Raw genomic sequence first — 16,181 nt, forward strand, 5'->3', positions numbered from 1 at the left:
TATACCACAATTTAGAGCTATTAGTGTCTGAGATGCTGGTAAATCTCTTCAGCAATAACTTGATTTCCTAGCGGTGTCAAATGAAGACCGTCGCTATAGTATTCAAGATGTCCCTCCGTCACAGTGTAAAGGTTAATAACTGGTAAACCAAGTTCATTTCCGATAGCTGGGATAATCTTTTGTAATTCATCTTCAATAATTTGATTATTCAATCCAAAACGACTGGTTGGTACGTAAGGCGGGATGACTAAATAAACATCCGGCTGGCTTGCTAAAGCCATATACTGCTCGGCCATTTCCCTATACTCTCGAATAAATCTCTCCCTATTCCAATATGGTCCTCGGCTGTCGTTACTACCAATCATGATGATGACAATATCTGCTTCACTCTCAAGTGAAAGTTGGGCATTCTTTTCTTTAAAGTAAGGAAAATCTGCAGTTGACTGAAGTGAACGCCCACTCAATCCGTAATTTGAAACTTGATAGTGATGCCCAAGTTTCTCAGCTAGAATACAAGGATAGGCATCTTTTTCACGATTCTCCAAGCCATATCCATAAGTCAAACTATCTCCGACTGTTGCAACTTTTACGGCCCCACTTCCAACGGTTAGGACCTCAGGATACATTATATCTGACACACGAACTCCTCAATTTTTCTTATTTTCTATTGTATCATGTTGAAAAAAATAAATAAACTTCTGAATTTGTGATATAATTAACTTATGAAAAAACAAGTTATTATTATAGGCGGAGGAATTGTTGGCTCTACTGCAGCCTTTTATCTCTCCCAAGAAGAACAAGTCAATCTTACTCTCATTGATTCAGGTATTGGAACAGCCACACGAGCTGCTGCAGGTATCATCTGCCCATGGATGGCTCAGAAAAAAAATAAAGACTGGTACAAGCTGACTTCCGATGGTGCTGTTTTCTACCGTCAATTGGTAGCCGATTTGGAAAAATCGGGTGCTACTGAAATTCCATTCAAACAGACTGGAACCATCGGCCTAAAAAGTAAGCCTGAACTACTTGATAAAATCCAAAAAATTGCCGAGGAACGTCGCGTAGATACTCCGACTATTGGCGAAATTACTCCGCTTGTAGGCTCGGAAATTAACCAGTACTTGCCACTACTTAAACCAGACTATTTTGGTATCCATTTAGAAGGTGGCGGTCGTATTGATGGTGGGCGTTTGATTGATATTCTTCAGGAACAATTTTTGAAAAATGGTGGTACACGTATCTACGGACAAGCAAAACTGCTCGACAACCATACTGTCGAAGTAGATAATCAAGTGCTTACTGCTGACCATATTATCTTAGCCACAGGGGCCTGGTTGCCACATATTCTTGAACCTCTTGGTTATCAAGTGGATGTTCGACCACAAAAAGGACAATTGTTCGAATTAGATACAGAATTCGATACTGATAATTGGCCAGTTTGTATGCCTTACGGAGAGATTGACATCCTACCATTTGAAAATGGAAAAATCATTATTGGTGCAACTCATGAAGATGATATGGGCTACGATTTAGAACTAGACCCTGAAAAAATCCAAGCCATGCATGATAAAATAGCTGAATTCATGCCTGATTTGGCAAACTATCCTGTAGCCAGAACTCGCATTGGAACGCGCGCCTATACTTCAACTTATTCACCATTCTACGGAAATATTGAGGATATGCCCAATGTCTGGGTAGCTAGTGGTCTAGGCTCTACCGGCCTGACAAATGGCCCAATTATCGGTTGGCAAATTGCTAAAGAAATTCTCAATCAAGAAACAAACTTTGACCGTACACCATATTCTCCAAATAGATATATTCTCAAAAAATAAGATACAATAAGTTTAGATTCTACTAACCCTTTAAATGTAGATACTAAGACTAGTTGTTATCCAATCAATAAATACAATAAGCAACGGGGGAACCTCGTTGCTTATTTCTATCTAGGATGCTACTATCCTAGTTTCAAACAATTTAACATGCGACTATATCAATTCAAATACTATCTCTATATTAGATACATCATATCAGAACTGACTAGGGAACTCAGAAAAGTGATTTATGAGAGCTAAAACTTCTGTGCTACTGCCAAATTCGACCAATGATAAGTACTTGGCTTTCTGACGTGGAGACAAATCACTCTTATTGATGAGACTTGCAGCCTCCGCTTTTTGCGAAGCAAGACAGACGTCTTTTTCATCTAATAGTACTTTCCGCTGAACCTCAGTCAGATTCTGATGAAGTAAAACATCATCATACGAACAGATTGCTTGCGCCGAAGCAGAAGCCATAGGAAAAGCTAAGCCTCCAGCAAGGGCTAGACCCAAAACTGCTTTACCGAGTTTATTCATATTATTACCTCTCTTCAAATATAACATAAGATTTGATAGAATTATTACCTTTGTGGTGCGCATCACAAATTTTTTCTTTTGTAATAACTAGAATACTTCTATCTAGTATACCAGCCACTACACTATTATTATAAACAACACCCCTAAACTCACCGTCAACTTTTTCTGATTTTAATCTATTATATGATTTAGCATTATAAACTACAAATTCTCCTATCCTCGAGATTGGTTGAATATGAAAAGACTGAACCTGAGTCCAGTCTTCCACTATTTCTGACGTCGTTGCTTTCTACGATAGTTGCTGAAAGCATCAATTAAAAAGGGGGTATTTTCGACAAATTTTAAATCTTATCTTAACGACGGAAACTTGATTCTAGTTTGAATGATTTACTTTCTACAATATGCTTATGTGTTCCGTAAGGGATTTTGCTAATAATTTCAACATGGAAATCTTTTGAGCCCTTCAAATCCTCATCTGTCAAGTTAGCAATATAGGATCCTGACGCTGTGCGTTCAAGCGGAATACAGTTATGTTCCCCAAAAACGAAGTAAACATCTGGCGCTTCGTCATAGTATTGTTTCAAGAATACTTCTACTTGCGCACCAGGAACACCAGTTTGTTGTGTCAATTTCACATCCACATATGAATTGCGGGTGTAATTAGCTGTTTCTCTTGTGTTATATTTTACGTAAGTATTTGATTCAGCTGTATTGGCGCTGACAACAGGGGCAAGCGCTGTAAGACCTGTACTCATGCAAGCTACTGAAAGCATAGCAAAATTTTTCATTTTCTTTGAAAAGTTCATAACATTTTCTCCAATTTCTATTATCTTATGTCCATATTACCCAAACTCAAACTATAAAATGGTAATATGATGAACTAATCCGACTGGAATAGTTTCTTTCGTCCGTAACAAATTTTTTGAATGCATTCTGTTGATTGTTACAAGATAATCCTAATTGAAATTTCTGTTTATAGCAACAGATTTTCCCAGCTTTTTATCTATTTTTCATGAGTTTTTCTGGCCGTTCTTAAATAATTCCCTATGGCAGATTTATTCATATCCACAGCTCTGAAGCTGTGAGAAACGGGAGCAGGAAAGAACTTGACTTGACAAAAGAGTTCGTCAACAAGTCTTTATTTCTAGTTGTTGAGCTGAAACGGTCTATTCCCAGACTGTGAATGATGTGAGCTGACTACCGTCAGCCTATATCTCCTACTTCAAAAGGTTCGGGGAACTTTTGGAGCTTGGAGATATAGCGAACAAAGTTCGCATCAGTCGTAGAGATCAGATTTGAAGTGTAAAACACGAACAAATCTGACAATCAACCAATGCGCTGAGATGTTGACGCAAACTCTAAGAAACGAGGCTGGACTTTACGCCCAGCCTCGTTTCCATTAACAATCATATTAAAATGAGCTAATTTTTAACAAATTTTAAACCTTATCCTAGCGACGGAAACTTGGCTCTAATTTGAATGATTTATTCTCTACAATGTTCTTTGCTGAACCGTGTGGAATTTTACTAATAATTTCTAAGCGGAATCTTTTTGCACCTTTCAAATCTGCATCTGTCAAATTAGCTGCATAGTCGCCAGATGGTGTTTGATCGAGTGGGATAACATAGTTTTCACCCAAAATGAAGTAAACATCTGGTGCTTCTGCATATTTCTGTTTTAGTTTTACCTCTACTCGTGCACCTGGAATACCTGTTTTTTGTGATAATGTCACATCCACAGCTGAGCTGCGACGGTAAGTAACCGTCTCTTTTGTATTATATTTTACGTAAGTATTTGATTCAGATGTATTGGCGCTAACAACAGGAGCAAGCGCTGTAAGACCTGTACTCATGCAGGCTACTGAAAGCATGGCAAAATTTTTCATTTTCTTTGAAAAGTTCATAACATTGTCTCCAATTTCTATTATCTTGTGTTCATATCGCTTAAACTCAAACTATAAAATAGCAATATGATGAACTAATCCGACTGGAATAGTTTCTTTCGTCCGTAACAAATTTTTTGAATGCATTCGATTGATTGTTACAAGATAATTTTAATTGAACTCCCCACTTATAGCAATGGATTTTCCCAGCTTTTTATCTATTTTTCATGAGTCTTAATATACTTCCGAAGTAAATTTTACAATAGATAATCACTGATTATTCACTCTCTAAACCTCGATTATTGCTTTCTACTTGCTTTTTTTAATAGTCCCCAAACACTACCAAGTAAGAGAGTGAATAGGCTAACTCCAATAATCTGCCCAGAAGCATTTGTACCTGGTTTTGAAGATTGTTCCACACTTGAAACTTGCTTTGTATCCGTTTTGGAGTGAAGAGCCGGATTCTGACCATATTCCCTCATATTATTTGAGGATTGAGAGGTGCTTCCTACAATTGCCACAGATCCAACCATCTCAAATAGCTCGGTTTCTTTGCGTTCTTCATCCATTTCTCTTCTGAACATCTGAGGCTCTCTCTCTGGAACTTCTGGCAACACAATCTCCTGAGAACTCCTATCCATTTTGACACTGTCCAATGATTTGGATTTAGGGACCAAGATTTTTTCTTTACTCTCCAAATCATTCATCAATGTATTCGGTTGAATCACCTTTGTTTCTGTTAAGATTGAAGACCTATCTGCTTCAGCCAAGACGCTTTCTGTCGTTACTTCTGTCAGAAATTCAACTCGAGGAGCATTCGACTCATTAGTAACCCCCTCAGAATCCACTTTTAATGCGGAAGAAACTCCGTCATCTACAAACTTGTGTTTTTCAGAAATAGTAGATGATGTAGCTACTGATTCGACCACACGAATTGCTGAATGCCCAGGTAAAACTGGAATATCCTCAGCAACAGGAACTAAAGTTGTTTCAGTTTGGATGACTGTTTCACTTTCTGCACTAGCTGGTTCGTCGAGAGAGGCTTCAACTACTGGAGCAGAGATGGTTTCTGGCAATGCAACAGGAGGAATAGCTGTTTCTCCTACCTCCACAGAGACTTCTGGTTGAACGGGAATAGCTGACCTGTCTGGAGACGAAATCGGGGCTGGTTGGGAGACGGGTTCACTTTCTGAACTAGCTGGTTCGTCGAGAGAGGCTTCGACTACTGGGGCAGAGACCGTTTCGGGCAATGCAACAGGAGGAATAGCAGTTTCTCCTACCTCCACAGAAACTTCTGTGACTTCTGGTTGAACGGGAATAGCTGACCTGTCTGGAGACGAAATTGGGGCTGGTTGGGCGACGGTTTCGCTTTCTGAACTAGCTGGTTCGTCGAGAGAGGCTTCAACTACTGGGGCAGAGACCGTTTCGGACAATGCAACAGGAGGAATAGCTGTTTCTCCTACATCCACAGAGACTTCTGGGACTTCTGGTTGAACGGGAACATCTGACCTGTCTGGAGACGAAATCGGGGCTGGTTGGAAGACTGGTTCGCTTTCTGAACCAGCTGGTTCGTCGAGAGAGGCTTGGACTACTGGGGCAGAGATGGTTTCTGGCAATGCAACAGGAGGAATAGCTGTTTCTCCTACCTCCACAGAGACTTCTGGTTGAACGGGAATAGCTGACCTGTCTGGAGACGAAATCGGGGCTGGTTGGGAGACTGGTTCGCTTTCTGAACTAGCCGATTCGTCGAGAGATGCTTGGACTACTGGAGCAGAGATGGTTTCTGGCAATGCAACAGGAGGAATAGCTATTTCTCCTACCTCCACAGAGACTTCTGTGGCTTCTGGTTGAATGGGAATAGCTGACCTGTCTGGAGACGAAATTGGGGCTGGTTGGGAGACTGGTTCGCTTTCTGCACTAGCTGGGTCGTCGAGAAATGCTTCGACTGTTGTGTCTTTTGTGGTGGCAGGTTGTTCAGTAACAGTCGTCGCAACTTGATCTTCTTTTTTTACATTTACCCCCTCCATGCCTATGGGACCTGATAGAAGTTCTGACCTCTGATTCTCAACTGTTTCTGATTCAAGAAGCTCTTCCACAGGGACTACCTCATCATTTTTCACAGCATCTTGATCAACTACTACTGGTAGATTGCTCCCCTCTACTTGAGTTTCCTCCTCTAAAGCTATAGTTGACTGGCTCTGGTTTTCATTAGCAACTAACTGTTCATCATTTACTGGTTCACCAATGACTGCTACAGGCAATATCGCCTGGTCGTCTACTGGTAAGACGGGTTGATTGATACTATCTACAACAAGGGCAACATCCCCTTTTTCTTCTTTCCCATCTGCAGAGCAGATTTCTTGAGATAGCTGAGAATTTTCATCTGCATTGGGCGGAAGCTCGCCTGCTGGCAACTCCACTGTCAGAGCTTCTCCAACTGCTGACATAGGGAAGTCTAAACTTTTTAAACTATCCTCTAACGCAACATTAAGTAGTTCGGAGCTTTCTGCTTTTTGAATGGCTAACACACCTTGATCATATAGCCTATCTAACTTTTCAAGATATGTTACACGTGCCGATTCGGATAATTCAGATTGTCCTTGAATAGACAAAACCAACGCCTTCTTTGTATCAGCTAGTATCTGACTAGCTATTTCTTTGGCTTTTGCGAGCGGATTGAAATATTCTTCCCATAAGTCTTGACCAAGACGAATCGTATGGACATAATCCAAAAGCGCCCCAGCTGAATTGTTTTTCACATGATTATTCAAACGTGGATTTCCAGAAGCGTCACGAGTGATTCCCATACGCTTCAAACCAATTTGTTCTTGTTGATCATCAGAATCAGTGATATAGACAGCCCTAATCTTACCTTGATTATCGTACTCAGCACCCCATACCGTCACAATATGCGTTGCATAGCCTAATGTTCTATAAGTTAGACCGAGTAATCCTTTGCTCTCCAAAACAGTTCGAACATCCTCACCAAAACGCTCATAGCTGCCACTGAAAATACGATTTGTCAGTTTTTTCTCTTTGAAAACGTCGTAGAAAAAGCCACCCCTACTATCTGGTACTAACTGGCTATCTTCCAGATTGACACCACCCTGTACCTTAGGCTTATATCCGTTAATAAACAAATCAACTAAGGCATCTGACACAAAACCATTTGTACGATAACCGTAGTAAGTTTTGAACATATCAAAGACTCGACTATTTTGCTGATCCTGGAACGAATCAATATAGCGACGTAGGTCCGTTATTGCATAGTTTTCCCCAACATTTACTGTACTATTTTTTTCCTTGAGATATCGCTCAACATAGGAACTATTCTGTTCCAACCACCAATGTACCATGTTGGAAGACACGGCCGCAAAACACAGGTTAAGGTCAATAAATGAAGCATTGAGACTTTTATTGGTATCATAATAGCCTTTTCCTGCCTCAAATGGTGCTGTATAGTTTAAATAGTCTCCATACTTTTCCTTTACAAAACCACCGCTTTGTTCCATTGCAGGAGGGGTAATTCCATGAGCCCATATAATTTGTCGTTGCTCGCCACTCTCCGTTTGATAACTGGTCTGATTCAAAATTTCTTTTGTCTCAGCAACCTCTATCTGATTTTGCTCACTCGTCGTAACTTCTGTATCATTTCTAGAAACTACATTCTCGGTCCCTCCGTCAACTTTCATCTCTACCGCTATTTCTCCTTCAGCGATAACAGGTGATGGGATGTTGTCTGCTATTTCCTCTACAATTTCAAGATTAGAACCATCTAGGGATTCATTTTTTTCTGATTCAATAGATGCCTCATCTTTGACTTGTGATTCTTCAATTATTTCATTCACTCCTGTAACAACTGTATCTGCAGCAACAGTGGATGTATGAATAGCACATAGCAAAGAGACTGAGACCAAGCCAACCGCTGATTTTCTCAAAGAAAATCGTTCTTGAATGTTCATCTTTCCTCCGTTTATCATCAAAAATTTGAATAAACTATTCTACTTACGACTTATTTTTATTTCCACATCCCCCAAGAAAATATTTATAAACAAGCGTTTGAAAGAAATTCATAGTCTATTTCCATAATCACGACAAAAAGGTCCAAGAGGACCTTTTTGATTATTTTACTGTACGAACACGCATAGTGTTTGTTGAACCTGCAACACCTACAGGCACACCAGCAACGATAACAATATCATCTCCTGCTTCAACAAGACCTTGCTCTTTGGCAATACGTTCAGCCAAATCAAACATATCGTCAGTTGAATCTGGACGGTTTGTTACAACTGGGATAACACCCCAGTTAAGCATCAATGATTTTTGTACTTTCTCAGTAAATGTTACTGCCAAGATATCAGCATCTGGACGGTATTTAGAGATTGAACGAGCTGAGTAACCAGTTTCAGTAACTGTTACAACCAACTTGATGTTCATTGAGTGACAAGCGTCTTTTACTGCAGATGCAATAACTTCTGTTTTAGATGCACGGTTAAAGTGATCAGAGTTCAAACGACCGTATTCGTTAAGAAGAGTTTGTGCGTTTTTAGCAATAGTTGCCATTGTACGAACTGATTCAACTGGATATTTACCGTTTGCAGACTCACCTGAAAGCATTGTTGCGTCAGTACCGTCGATAACTGCGTTGAATACGTCTGATACTTCTGAACGAGTTGCACGTGGTTTTTCAGTCATTGTTTCCAACATGTTTGTTGCTGTGATAACTGCTTTACCAGCTGCATTCACTTTAGTGATAATCATTTTTTGGTAAACTGGAACCATTTCAAATGGTACTTCGATACCCATGTCACCACGAGCAATCATGATACCATCTGCTGCTTCGATGATTTCATCGATGTTGTCGATACCTTGTTGGTTTTCGATTTTCGCAAACAATTGAACGTGATCGTTACCAGTTTCTTTACAGATGTTACGAACAACTTCTACGTCTTTTGCAGTACGTACAAATGAGATGGCAATGAAGTTCAAACCTTGCTCAAGACCGAAGCGGATATCTGCGTTGTCACGGTCTGCAAGTGCTGGGAAAGGAATTTTAGTGTAAGGAATGTTCACACCTTTTTGTTTTGCGATAACGCCATCGTTTTCAACCAAAACAACAAATTCACGGTTTACAGCATCTTTTTCAACAACAGTCAAGCCAAGTTTACCGTCGTCAACAAGGATTTGTTTACCAACTTCAACATCGTCAAAGATATCCAAACCACCTGCAACGTTCAAAGCAATCACTTCTTTGGTAGATTTGATACCTTGTTTTGTAGCAACACGCAATTTGTCACCAGTTGTATATGCATATTCTTTTGCATCATCTTCAAACAATTCTGTACGGATTTCTGGACCTTTTGTATCCAACAAGAAACCTACTTTTTTGCCAGCGATTTCTTCTGCACGACGAACTGTTGCCATACGGTCACCTTGCTCTTGGTGGTCACCGTGTGAGAAGTTGAAACGGAAAACATTAGCGCCTTCTGTAATCAAAGCAGCGATTTTCTGTGCTGATGCCTCAACATCCAATTTTTCACCCCAGTAACCATCGTCACCGAATTTTTTACCACCGCGGATTTCTACCGCTGGACCAAGGGTTGCAACAATTTTAACACGTTTGTTCATCTTAACAAAACTCCTTTTATTTCAATGGTCTTATGACCCTAATTAACACTTTAAAACAACGATGCCTAGATTGACAAATTACGGTTCAAATCAGCCAATTCCAAATCTGCTTTATGCGGATTATTAACCACAATCTTACCGTCAGCAGTCAAGCTGAACAATGCACCTTCTTCTGCAGTTCCAAGAATTGGGTTTTCAACCATCTGCTCGTTACGGATACCTACTGCAAGACCTCCACGGCCTTCTTTAAGCAATTTAACGGCATGAGCCCCCATACGAGAAGCGAGTACACGATCACGCGCTGTCGGAGAACCACCACGTTGGATATGACCAAGTTCTGTCACACGAAGATCACTTGTATCGCCTGCTGCTTTCAATTCTTCAGCAAACTGTGCAGCTGGCATAACACCTTCAGCCAAAACAATAATGCTATGTTTCTTACCATTGTCGTAGCCCGCTTTAATACGGTCAACAACATCGTTGATATTGAAGTCTTCTTCTGGAACAACAATAACATCTGCACCAGAAGCAATACCAGCCCAAAGAGCGATATCACCTGCATGACGTCCCATTACTTCAATGACGAAAGTACGACGGTGACTTGATGAAGTGTCGCGGATTTTATCAATCGCATCCATAGCAGTTGTTACAGCTGTATCAAAACCGATTGTAAAATCTGTACCCACGATGTCGTTATCAATTGTACCAGGTACACCAATAGCTGGGAAACCATGCTCCGTCAAGCGCATTGCTCCGTGGTAAGAACCATCACCACCGATAACAACTACACCTTCGATACCATGTTTTTTCAATTGCTCAATCCCTTTAAGTTGCCCTTCTAATTTGGCAAATTCTGGATAACGAGCTGAACCAAGGAATGTTCCTCCACGTGAAATAACATCACCTACAGAACGCGCAGACAATTCATGGATATCACCCGCAACCATACCTGCGTAACCTTCGTTGATTCCATAAACTTCCATTCCTTCTGAAATTGCTTGGCGAACAACTGCACGAATAGCAGCGTTCATACCAGGGGCATCACCACCACTGGTCAAAACAGCAATACGTTTCATTCGTTAATGCTCCTTTAACTTTTCATTTTAACTGCCCTATTATAACATACTTAACCTAAACTTGCTTGACTTTTTGCTATTTTTTTATCGAAAAATCGTTTTCATAACAAATTCACTTAACTCTTCTTCTAATTGAGGCGTTTTCATAACCATGTGATGCTCAGCCTGAATTGTCTGATTACTATCTTGATAATGAAGTACTACTGGAATGCTTCCTCTATATTTATCCAAAATACGAGCAACGGCATAATCGTGTTCTCGATTTTCCAAAAGAATCCAAAATTTCTCCAAACTGACAGGCTCTAATTTTTCTAGAACTAATTGCAACTGTCCATCGCGCTCTTGCACTCTACCTGTGATGTAGCCCATTTCCCCTTCTTCCAAAATAGCAGCATATTGGCGATAAGATTCTGGGAAAAGAGTCACGTCAAGCGTCCTCTTGGTATCTGTCACTCGAAGAAATGCCATCTGCTCCCCAGTCTTTTTGGTACGAATCAATCGAATAGCTTGAATCTGCACAAGAACGGTCGCTCGATTGCCAACCGCTAAATCAGCCAAATCTGTAAAACTACGCTTAGACTCTCGACAAATAGTGACTAAAGGATGCGGACTAATACCAACACCTAGCAATTCCTGCTCTAGCATAAATTTTTCGCTGTCACTGTAATCTTCTACATCTGTCCAACTATAACTCTCCTCTGCAAAAAATGTACCAATCGCCTCTGCAAAGACAAAGAGATTGTCTAGATTTTCAATAATCTTTTTACGATTGGCGTCAAAATCATCAAATAAACCAATCTGAATAAGAGGGATTAGTAAATCTTTTTTCTTGAAATTATCTGGCAAGCGCAAAATAAAATCTTCTACAGACTTATAGGGACGATGATCCAATATCCACAAAGCTAAATCTTTAGGCAAACCTTTTAGTGTTTTTAATCCTAGGTAAACCTTACTTTTATCAAACTTATCGTGATAAGGAATATTGTTAATCGTGAGTCGAGCCACCTCAAAGTCAAACTGCATCGCATCTTCAATATAAGCACTGCTAGAATGATTGAGCATGACATCAAAAAAGACATCCGTATAGTGACTCTTGAAATAAGCCATTTGAAAGGCTAAGGCTGAATAAGCATAGGCGTGGCTACGGTTAAAACCATAACCAGCGAACTTAGCCATCATGCCAAATATTTCCCTTGCATTCTCTTCAGCATGTCCGTTTTTCAGTGCTCCCTGTAAAAATTCCGCTTCCATTGCCTGCATTTCTTGGGCATTCTTTTTAGACATAGCCCTGCGGAGTAAATCCGCCTTTCCAAGCGTAAAGCCTGCATAGACCTGTGCAATCTGCATGACCTGTTCCTGATAAAGCATGATACCATAAGTCGGTTGTAAAATAGGAGCAATGGTTGGGTCCAATAAATCAACTGCCTCTTGTCCATGCTTGCGTTTTACAAAGTTATCCGAATAATCACTAGCCCCCGGTCTATTCAAACTCGTTGTTGCAACTATATCTTCAAATCGACCAGGTTTGACCCTTCGAAGCAGGCTAATCGCACCAGGCTGTTCAAATTGAAAAATTCCCTTAGTCCGACCAGCAGCAAAAAGTTCCAAGGTTTTCTTGTCTTCTAAATCTATCTTGGCAATATCAATTTCCTGCTGATAACGTTCACGTACTCCTTCTGCCATTTTTTGTACAAAGGTCAGATTTCGTAAGCCAAGGAAATCCATCTTCAACAGACCATTCGCCTCAACAGCATGTGCATCATATTGGGTTACCAGCATGTCATCCCCTATTTTAAGAGGGATGGTATCTGTCAAATCCTCATCACTCATCACTATCCCTGCCGCATGGATAGAAGTCTGTCGGGGTTGCCCTTCAATTTGTTGAGCAATCGCAAAAGCTTTTTGGTACTCTATCTTACTATTGATAATCTGACGAAAAGCGGCATTTCGCTGATAGGCAGAAGTAAGACTATCTCTAAATGAAATTTTCTTGGTTATATTACTTAACTCATATTCAGGTGTTCCGAAACGCTTAAATACATCACGAATGGCCTGCTTAGCTCCAAATGTCGAGTAGGTTACAATTTGAGCAGCATGGGTTGAACCATAACGATCTCGTACATAACGAATAAAATCTGCTCGATGAATATCTGGAATATCAATATCAATATCGGGCATTGAATAACGTTCAGCATTGAGAAATCGTTCAAAGAGAAGATTATGCTTAACTGGGTCGATACCTGTGATATTTAAGGCGTAGGCAACTAGGCTTCCAACAGCTGAACCGCGCCCCATTCCCATGTAGTACCCCTGGCTACGTCCAAAACGAAGTAGGTCCCATACAATCAAGAAATAATCATCAAATCCCATTTGATGAATAATGGATAATTCCTTTTCCAAGCGTTCCTTATACAGTGAATTAGTCAACCCCTTCTCTTCTAATCCTTGATAGGAGCGCTCGTATAATTCTTCCACTGCAGGTCTGTCACGATTAAAACGTGGCAATTTTAAATCTGTATTTAATTGATAAGAAATCCCTGCAACCAAGTCACGTAAATTATCAACTGCTTGCGGAAACCGATTCGAAAATAGATTGGTTAAGCTATCAGCCGATAAAAGCTTTTGTCGATTATCTATATCTGCAACTTGATTAAGTGGAATATTATCTCGAATAGCATGGAGAACCTGTAGACTTTCCAATTGTTCCTCTTCAAAAAAACGAACCGTATGAATCGGGAGTATTGCTTGCTTAAAGTCTTGAACTGGTGTGTCGACCGTCACTCCGATATAATAGTTAGTACCTAACTCAAGGTGCTCAATGCCAGAAAAATAAGGAACAACCACTGCTATGTCGACTAAATATTGACGAATGGTTTCAAAATCATCTTGCCCTGTCATCTTAGCAGTCGAAATTTTCAATAGATTGCGATAACCTCTGGTTGTCAGAGCAATCAATTTAGTAGTGACGTCCTGCTCCTCTCCCTGTAATTTCCAGTCCAGTTCACAACCAATAATTGGTTGAAGCCCCATTTTGTTACAGGATTCCATAAAACTATAGGCTGCATAAAGACTGTTTTTATCCATTATCCCCAATGCGTGATAACCAAGCTCTTTAGCCCTGCCTACATAATTTTCTATCGTCACCATGCTATCCATAAAGGTATAAACTGTCTTTGTATCTAATTGTGCCAGCATGGTATTCTCCTTTTCATGTTTCTTCTATTATATCAAATATTTATCCAAAAATATTTTTTAAAAATTCAAAACATTTTTCTTGCTAATTTATATAGTTTGTTGTATTATTAAGATAAGACATAAACACGGTGTCATCCTAGAAAGGAAATGATTATGGCTTGGAAATTTGATAATAACATCCCCATCTATATTCAAATCAGCAATACTATTAAATTGCAGATTGTGACTAATCAATTAAAATCTGGAGATAAACTTCCCACTGTTCGTGACTTAGCCGAAATTGCTGGCGTCAATCCAAATACCGTTCAGCGCGCTTTGTCTGATTTAGAAACGGAAGGCTTTGTTTACTCGGTTCGCACAACAGGTCGTTTTGTAACAGATAATCAAGAATTGATTACACAAACTCGCCTACATTTAGCACAAAAGGAACTCGAGAATTTTGTGAACAATATGTTAGATTTGGGGTTCAAACACGACGACCTCACTGGCCAGTTAGATGATTATTTGAAAGGAGTCACTTATGAATAACGCATATACTTTGGTTGAGCTACAACAAGTTTCAAAATCTTATGGTGGAGCTGTCGCCCTAAATAATGTCAATTTGAAGTTGACTGCTGGAAAAATCATAGGACTTTTGGGACCAAATGGTTCAGGTAAAACAACCATGATTAAATTGATCAACGGTCTGTTGCAACCAGAATATGGTCAAGTATTGATCAATGGTCGCACCCCATCGCCAGAAACCAAGGCAATTGTATCTTATCTCCCAGATACGACTTATCTCGATGAGCATATGAAAGTGCTCGAAGCAATTACATTTTTTGAAGATTTTTACGCTGATTTTGATAAGGAGCGTGCTCTCCATCTTTTACAAGATTTGGGCATTGATTTAAACAGTCGTATGAAACATCTCTCTAAGGGGAATAAGGAAAAAGTCCAACTCATTCTGGTGATGAGCCGCCAAGCGCAGCTGTATGTTTTAGACGAGCCAATTGGTGGTGTTGACCCTGCCGCCCGAGACTACATTTTAAAAACCATCGTCAACAACTACTCTCCGACTGCCTCTGTTATTATCTCTACTCACTTAATTTCAGATGTCGAGCAAATTTTGGATGAGGTTATTTTCCTACACTACGGAAGTGTTATTCGCCATGGAAATGTAGATGACTTGCGAATTGAAAGCGGAGAATCTATTGATGAACTCTTCCGCCAAGATTTTAAGGCTTAGTTAGAAGGAGATTGCTATGTTTAAAAAATTATTGAAATACGAATTTCAATCCGTAGGTAAATGGTATTTGGGAATTTATATTGCAGCTCTAGCCCTATCAGCAGTACTTGGTTTTTGGCTACAAGCATTGACCCTCCGTGCACAGGCTGGTAATACTGAACCTGGTGGTGGTGAGATGGTCTTATTGGGAACCTCCTTTATGACTTTCGGAGTTTTGATTGCGGCACTCTTCCTATCAACATTTGTCCTAGTCATCAATCGTTTTAGAAAAAATGTTTATGGCCGACAAGGTTATCTCACTATGACCTTGCCCGTATCTAGCCATCAAATCATCTTAAGCAAACTGCTTGCATCTATTGTTTGGTATATCTTGGCAGGGATTACGTGTTTACTTTCAATCGGAATCATTTTAGCTGTTCTCATGCTCGGAACCGAGGAAATCATGATTCCTGAATTGCATACTGTTGTACAAGCATTAGACTGGCCTGTCATATTTGCACATCTATTCTATATGCTGATTGAGTCAACAATGGGAATCTTGCTGATCTACTTCTCCATCTCTGTTGGTCAACTGTTTAAAGATCACCGTCTACTGTTTGCCATTTTAACCTATATCGGAATTTCAATTGTTCTCGGTGTGTTTGGAGCTCTCATTTTTACCAATTATCTAGAGAACCTTTATAATGCCGCACTACCATTATATCCTAGTCCAGTCTTAGCATTAGTCAATATTATCCTAGCTTTTGCTTACTACTTTGGAACCCACTTCATTATGACAAAGAAATTAAATCTACAGTAAAAAGCTCTTTACTGGTCTAATC

Annotated in this window: 12 protein-coding genes; 4 read left to right on the top strand and 8 right to left on the bottom strand. The window is 39.9% G+C overall.

The window, feature by feature from the left end:
• Positions 1-20: 20 nt before the first annotated feature.
• Positions 21-638 (bottom strand): GDSL-type esterase/lipase family protein, encoded by a 618-nt coding sequence (locus ODU46_RS00570; RefSeq protein WP_074391101.1) that lies wholly within the window; start codon positions 636-638, stop codon positions 21-23.
• An 84-nt stretch (positions 639-722) separates the two neighbouring features.
• Here ODU46_RS00570 and ODU46_RS00575 point away from each other — a divergent pair, with 84 nt between their 5' ends.
• The gene (locus ODU46_RS00575) at positions 723-1,832 is read left to right on the top strand and encodes an FAD-binding oxidoreductase (RefSeq protein ID WP_274719188.1); all 1,110 of its coding nucleotides are present in this window, start codon (positions 723-725) and stop codon (positions 1,830-1,832) included.
• A 195-nt stretch (positions 1,833-2,027) separates the two neighbouring features.
• Here the strand turns inward: ODU46_RS00575 and ODU46_RS00580 are convergent, their stop codons facing one another.
• From ODU46_RS00580 to ODU46_RS00610, 7 genes are all read right to left on the bottom strand, one after another.
• The gene (locus ODU46_RS00580) at positions 2,028-2,351 is read right to left on the bottom strand and encodes a hypothetical protein (protein WP_029172157.1); all 324 of its coding nucleotides are present in this window, start codon (positions 2,349-2,351) and stop codon (positions 2,028-2,030) included.
• A gap of 353 nt (positions 2,352-2,704) precedes the next feature.
• Entirely contained in the window at positions 2,705-3,157 is a 453-nt protein-coding gene (locus ODU46_RS00585; RefSeq protein ID WP_024385326.1) for a hypothetical protein, read from the bottom strand.
• Between the two features lie 644 nt (positions 3,158-3,801).
• Complete coding sequence (locus ODU46_RS00590) at positions 3,802-4,254, bottom strand: hypothetical protein (protein WP_024401815.1); 453 nt, start codon at positions 4,252-4,254, stop codon at positions 3,802-3,804.
• Positions 4,255-4,532: 278 nt separating this feature from the next.
• On the bottom strand, positions 4,533-8,195 hold the full coding sequence (locus ODU46_RS00595; protein WP_398579062.1) for an IdeS/Mac family cysteine endopeptidase: 3,663 nt from the start codon (positions 8,193-8,195) through the stop codon (positions 4,533-4,535).
• Positions 8,196-8,355: 160 nt separating this feature from the next.
• Positions 8,356-9,861 (bottom strand): pyruvate kinase, encoded by a 1,506-nt coding sequence (pyk, locus tag ODU46_RS00600; RefSeq protein WP_398579063.1) that lies wholly within the window; start codon positions 9,859-9,861, stop codon positions 8,356-8,358.
• Between the two features lie 65 nt (positions 9,862-9,926).
• Positions 9,927-10,937, bottom strand: a complete 1,011-nt coding sequence (gene pfkA, locus ODU46_RS00605; RefSeq protein ID WP_024385330.1) for a 6-phosphofructokinase — start codon at positions 10,935-10,937, stop codon at positions 9,927-9,929.
• Positions 10,938-11,021: 84 nt separating this feature from the next.
• Positions 11,022-14,132: a DNA polymerase III subunit alpha gene (locus ODU46_RS00610; protein ID WP_208542103.1), complete on the bottom strand. Its 3,111-nt coding sequence runs from the start codon at positions 14,130-14,132 to the stop codon at positions 11,022-11,024.
• A 153-nt stretch (positions 14,133-14,285) separates the two neighbouring features.
• Between ODU46_RS00610 and ODU46_RS00615 the strand changes: the two genes are divergently transcribed.
• Genes ODU46_RS00615 through ODU46_RS00625 form a run of 3 tightly spaced genes read left to right on the top strand, consistent with a single transcriptional unit; the run spans position 14,286 to position 16,159 of the window.
• A complete protein-coding gene (locus tag ODU46_RS00615; RefSeq protein ID WP_014638280.1) occupies positions 14,286-14,660 on the top strand; it encodes a GntR family transcriptional regulator in 375 nt (124 codons plus the stop codon).
• Positions 14,653-15,360, top strand: a complete 708-nt coding sequence (locus tag ODU46_RS00620; RefSeq protein ID WP_014638281.1) for an ABC transporter ATP-binding protein — start codon at positions 14,653-14,655, stop codon at positions 15,358-15,360. The genes ODU46_RS00615 and ODU46_RS00620 overlap by 8 nt, the downstream gene beginning before the upstream one ends.
• Before the next feature lie 16 nt (positions 15,361-15,376).
• A complete protein-coding gene (locus tag ODU46_RS00625) occupies positions 15,377-16,159 on the top strand; it encodes an ABC transporter permease (protein WP_398579064.1) in 783 nt (260 codons plus the stop codon).
• Positions 16,160-16,181 lie beyond the last annotated feature (22 nt).

The organism is Streptococcus sp. 2020WUSS089 (genome assembly GCF_044427405.1).
In the GTDB taxonomy this organism is placed as follows: domain Bacteria; phylum Bacillota; class Bacilli; order Lactobacillales; family Streptococcaceae; genus Streptococcus; species Streptococcus hashimotonensis.

Bases quoted from the DNA above. Each gene is read 5' to 3' on its own strand.
- ODU46_RS00575 (WP_274719188.1), top strand. From the start codon at position 723: ATGAAAAAACAAGTTATTATTATAGGCGGAGGAATTGTTGGCTCTACT.
- ODU46_RS00580 (WP_029172157.1), bottom strand. From the start codon at position 2,351: ATGAATAAACTCGGTAAAGCAGTTTTGGGTCTAGCCCTTGCTGGAGGC.
- ODU46_RS00585 (WP_024385326.1), bottom strand. From the start codon at position 3,157: ATGAACTTTTCAAAGAAAATGAAAAATTTTGCTATGCTTTCAGTAGCT.
- ODU46_RS00590 (WP_024401815.1), bottom strand. From the start codon at position 4,254: ATGAACTTTTCAAAGAAAATGAAAAATTTTGCCATGCTTTCAGTAGCC.
- ODU46_RS00595 (WP_398579062.1), bottom strand. From the start codon at position 8,195: ATGAACATTCAAGAACGATTTTCTTTGAGAAAATCAGCGGTTGGCTTG.
- pyk (WP_398579063.1), bottom strand. From the start codon at position 9,861: ATGAACAAACGTGTTAAAATTGTTGCAACCCTTGGTCCAGCGGTAGAA.
- pfkA (WP_024385330.1), bottom strand. From the start codon at position 10,937: ATGAAACGTATTGCTGTTTTGACCAGTGGTGGTGATGCCCCTGGTATG.
- ODU46_RS00610 (WP_208542103.1), bottom strand. From the start codon at position 14,132: ATGCTGGCACAATTAGATACAAAGACAGTTTATACCTTTATGGATAGC.
- ODU46_RS00615 (WP_014638280.1), top strand. From the start codon at position 14,286: ATGGCTTGGAAATTTGATAATAACATCCCCATCTATATTCAAATCAGC.
- ODU46_RS00620 (WP_014638281.1), top strand. From the start codon at position 14,653: ATGAATAACGCATATACTTTGGTTGAGCTACAACAAGTTTCAAAATCT.
- ODU46_RS00625 (WP_398579064.1), top strand. From the start codon at position 15,377: ATGTTTAAAAAATTATTGAAATACGAATTTCAATCCGTAGGTAAATGG.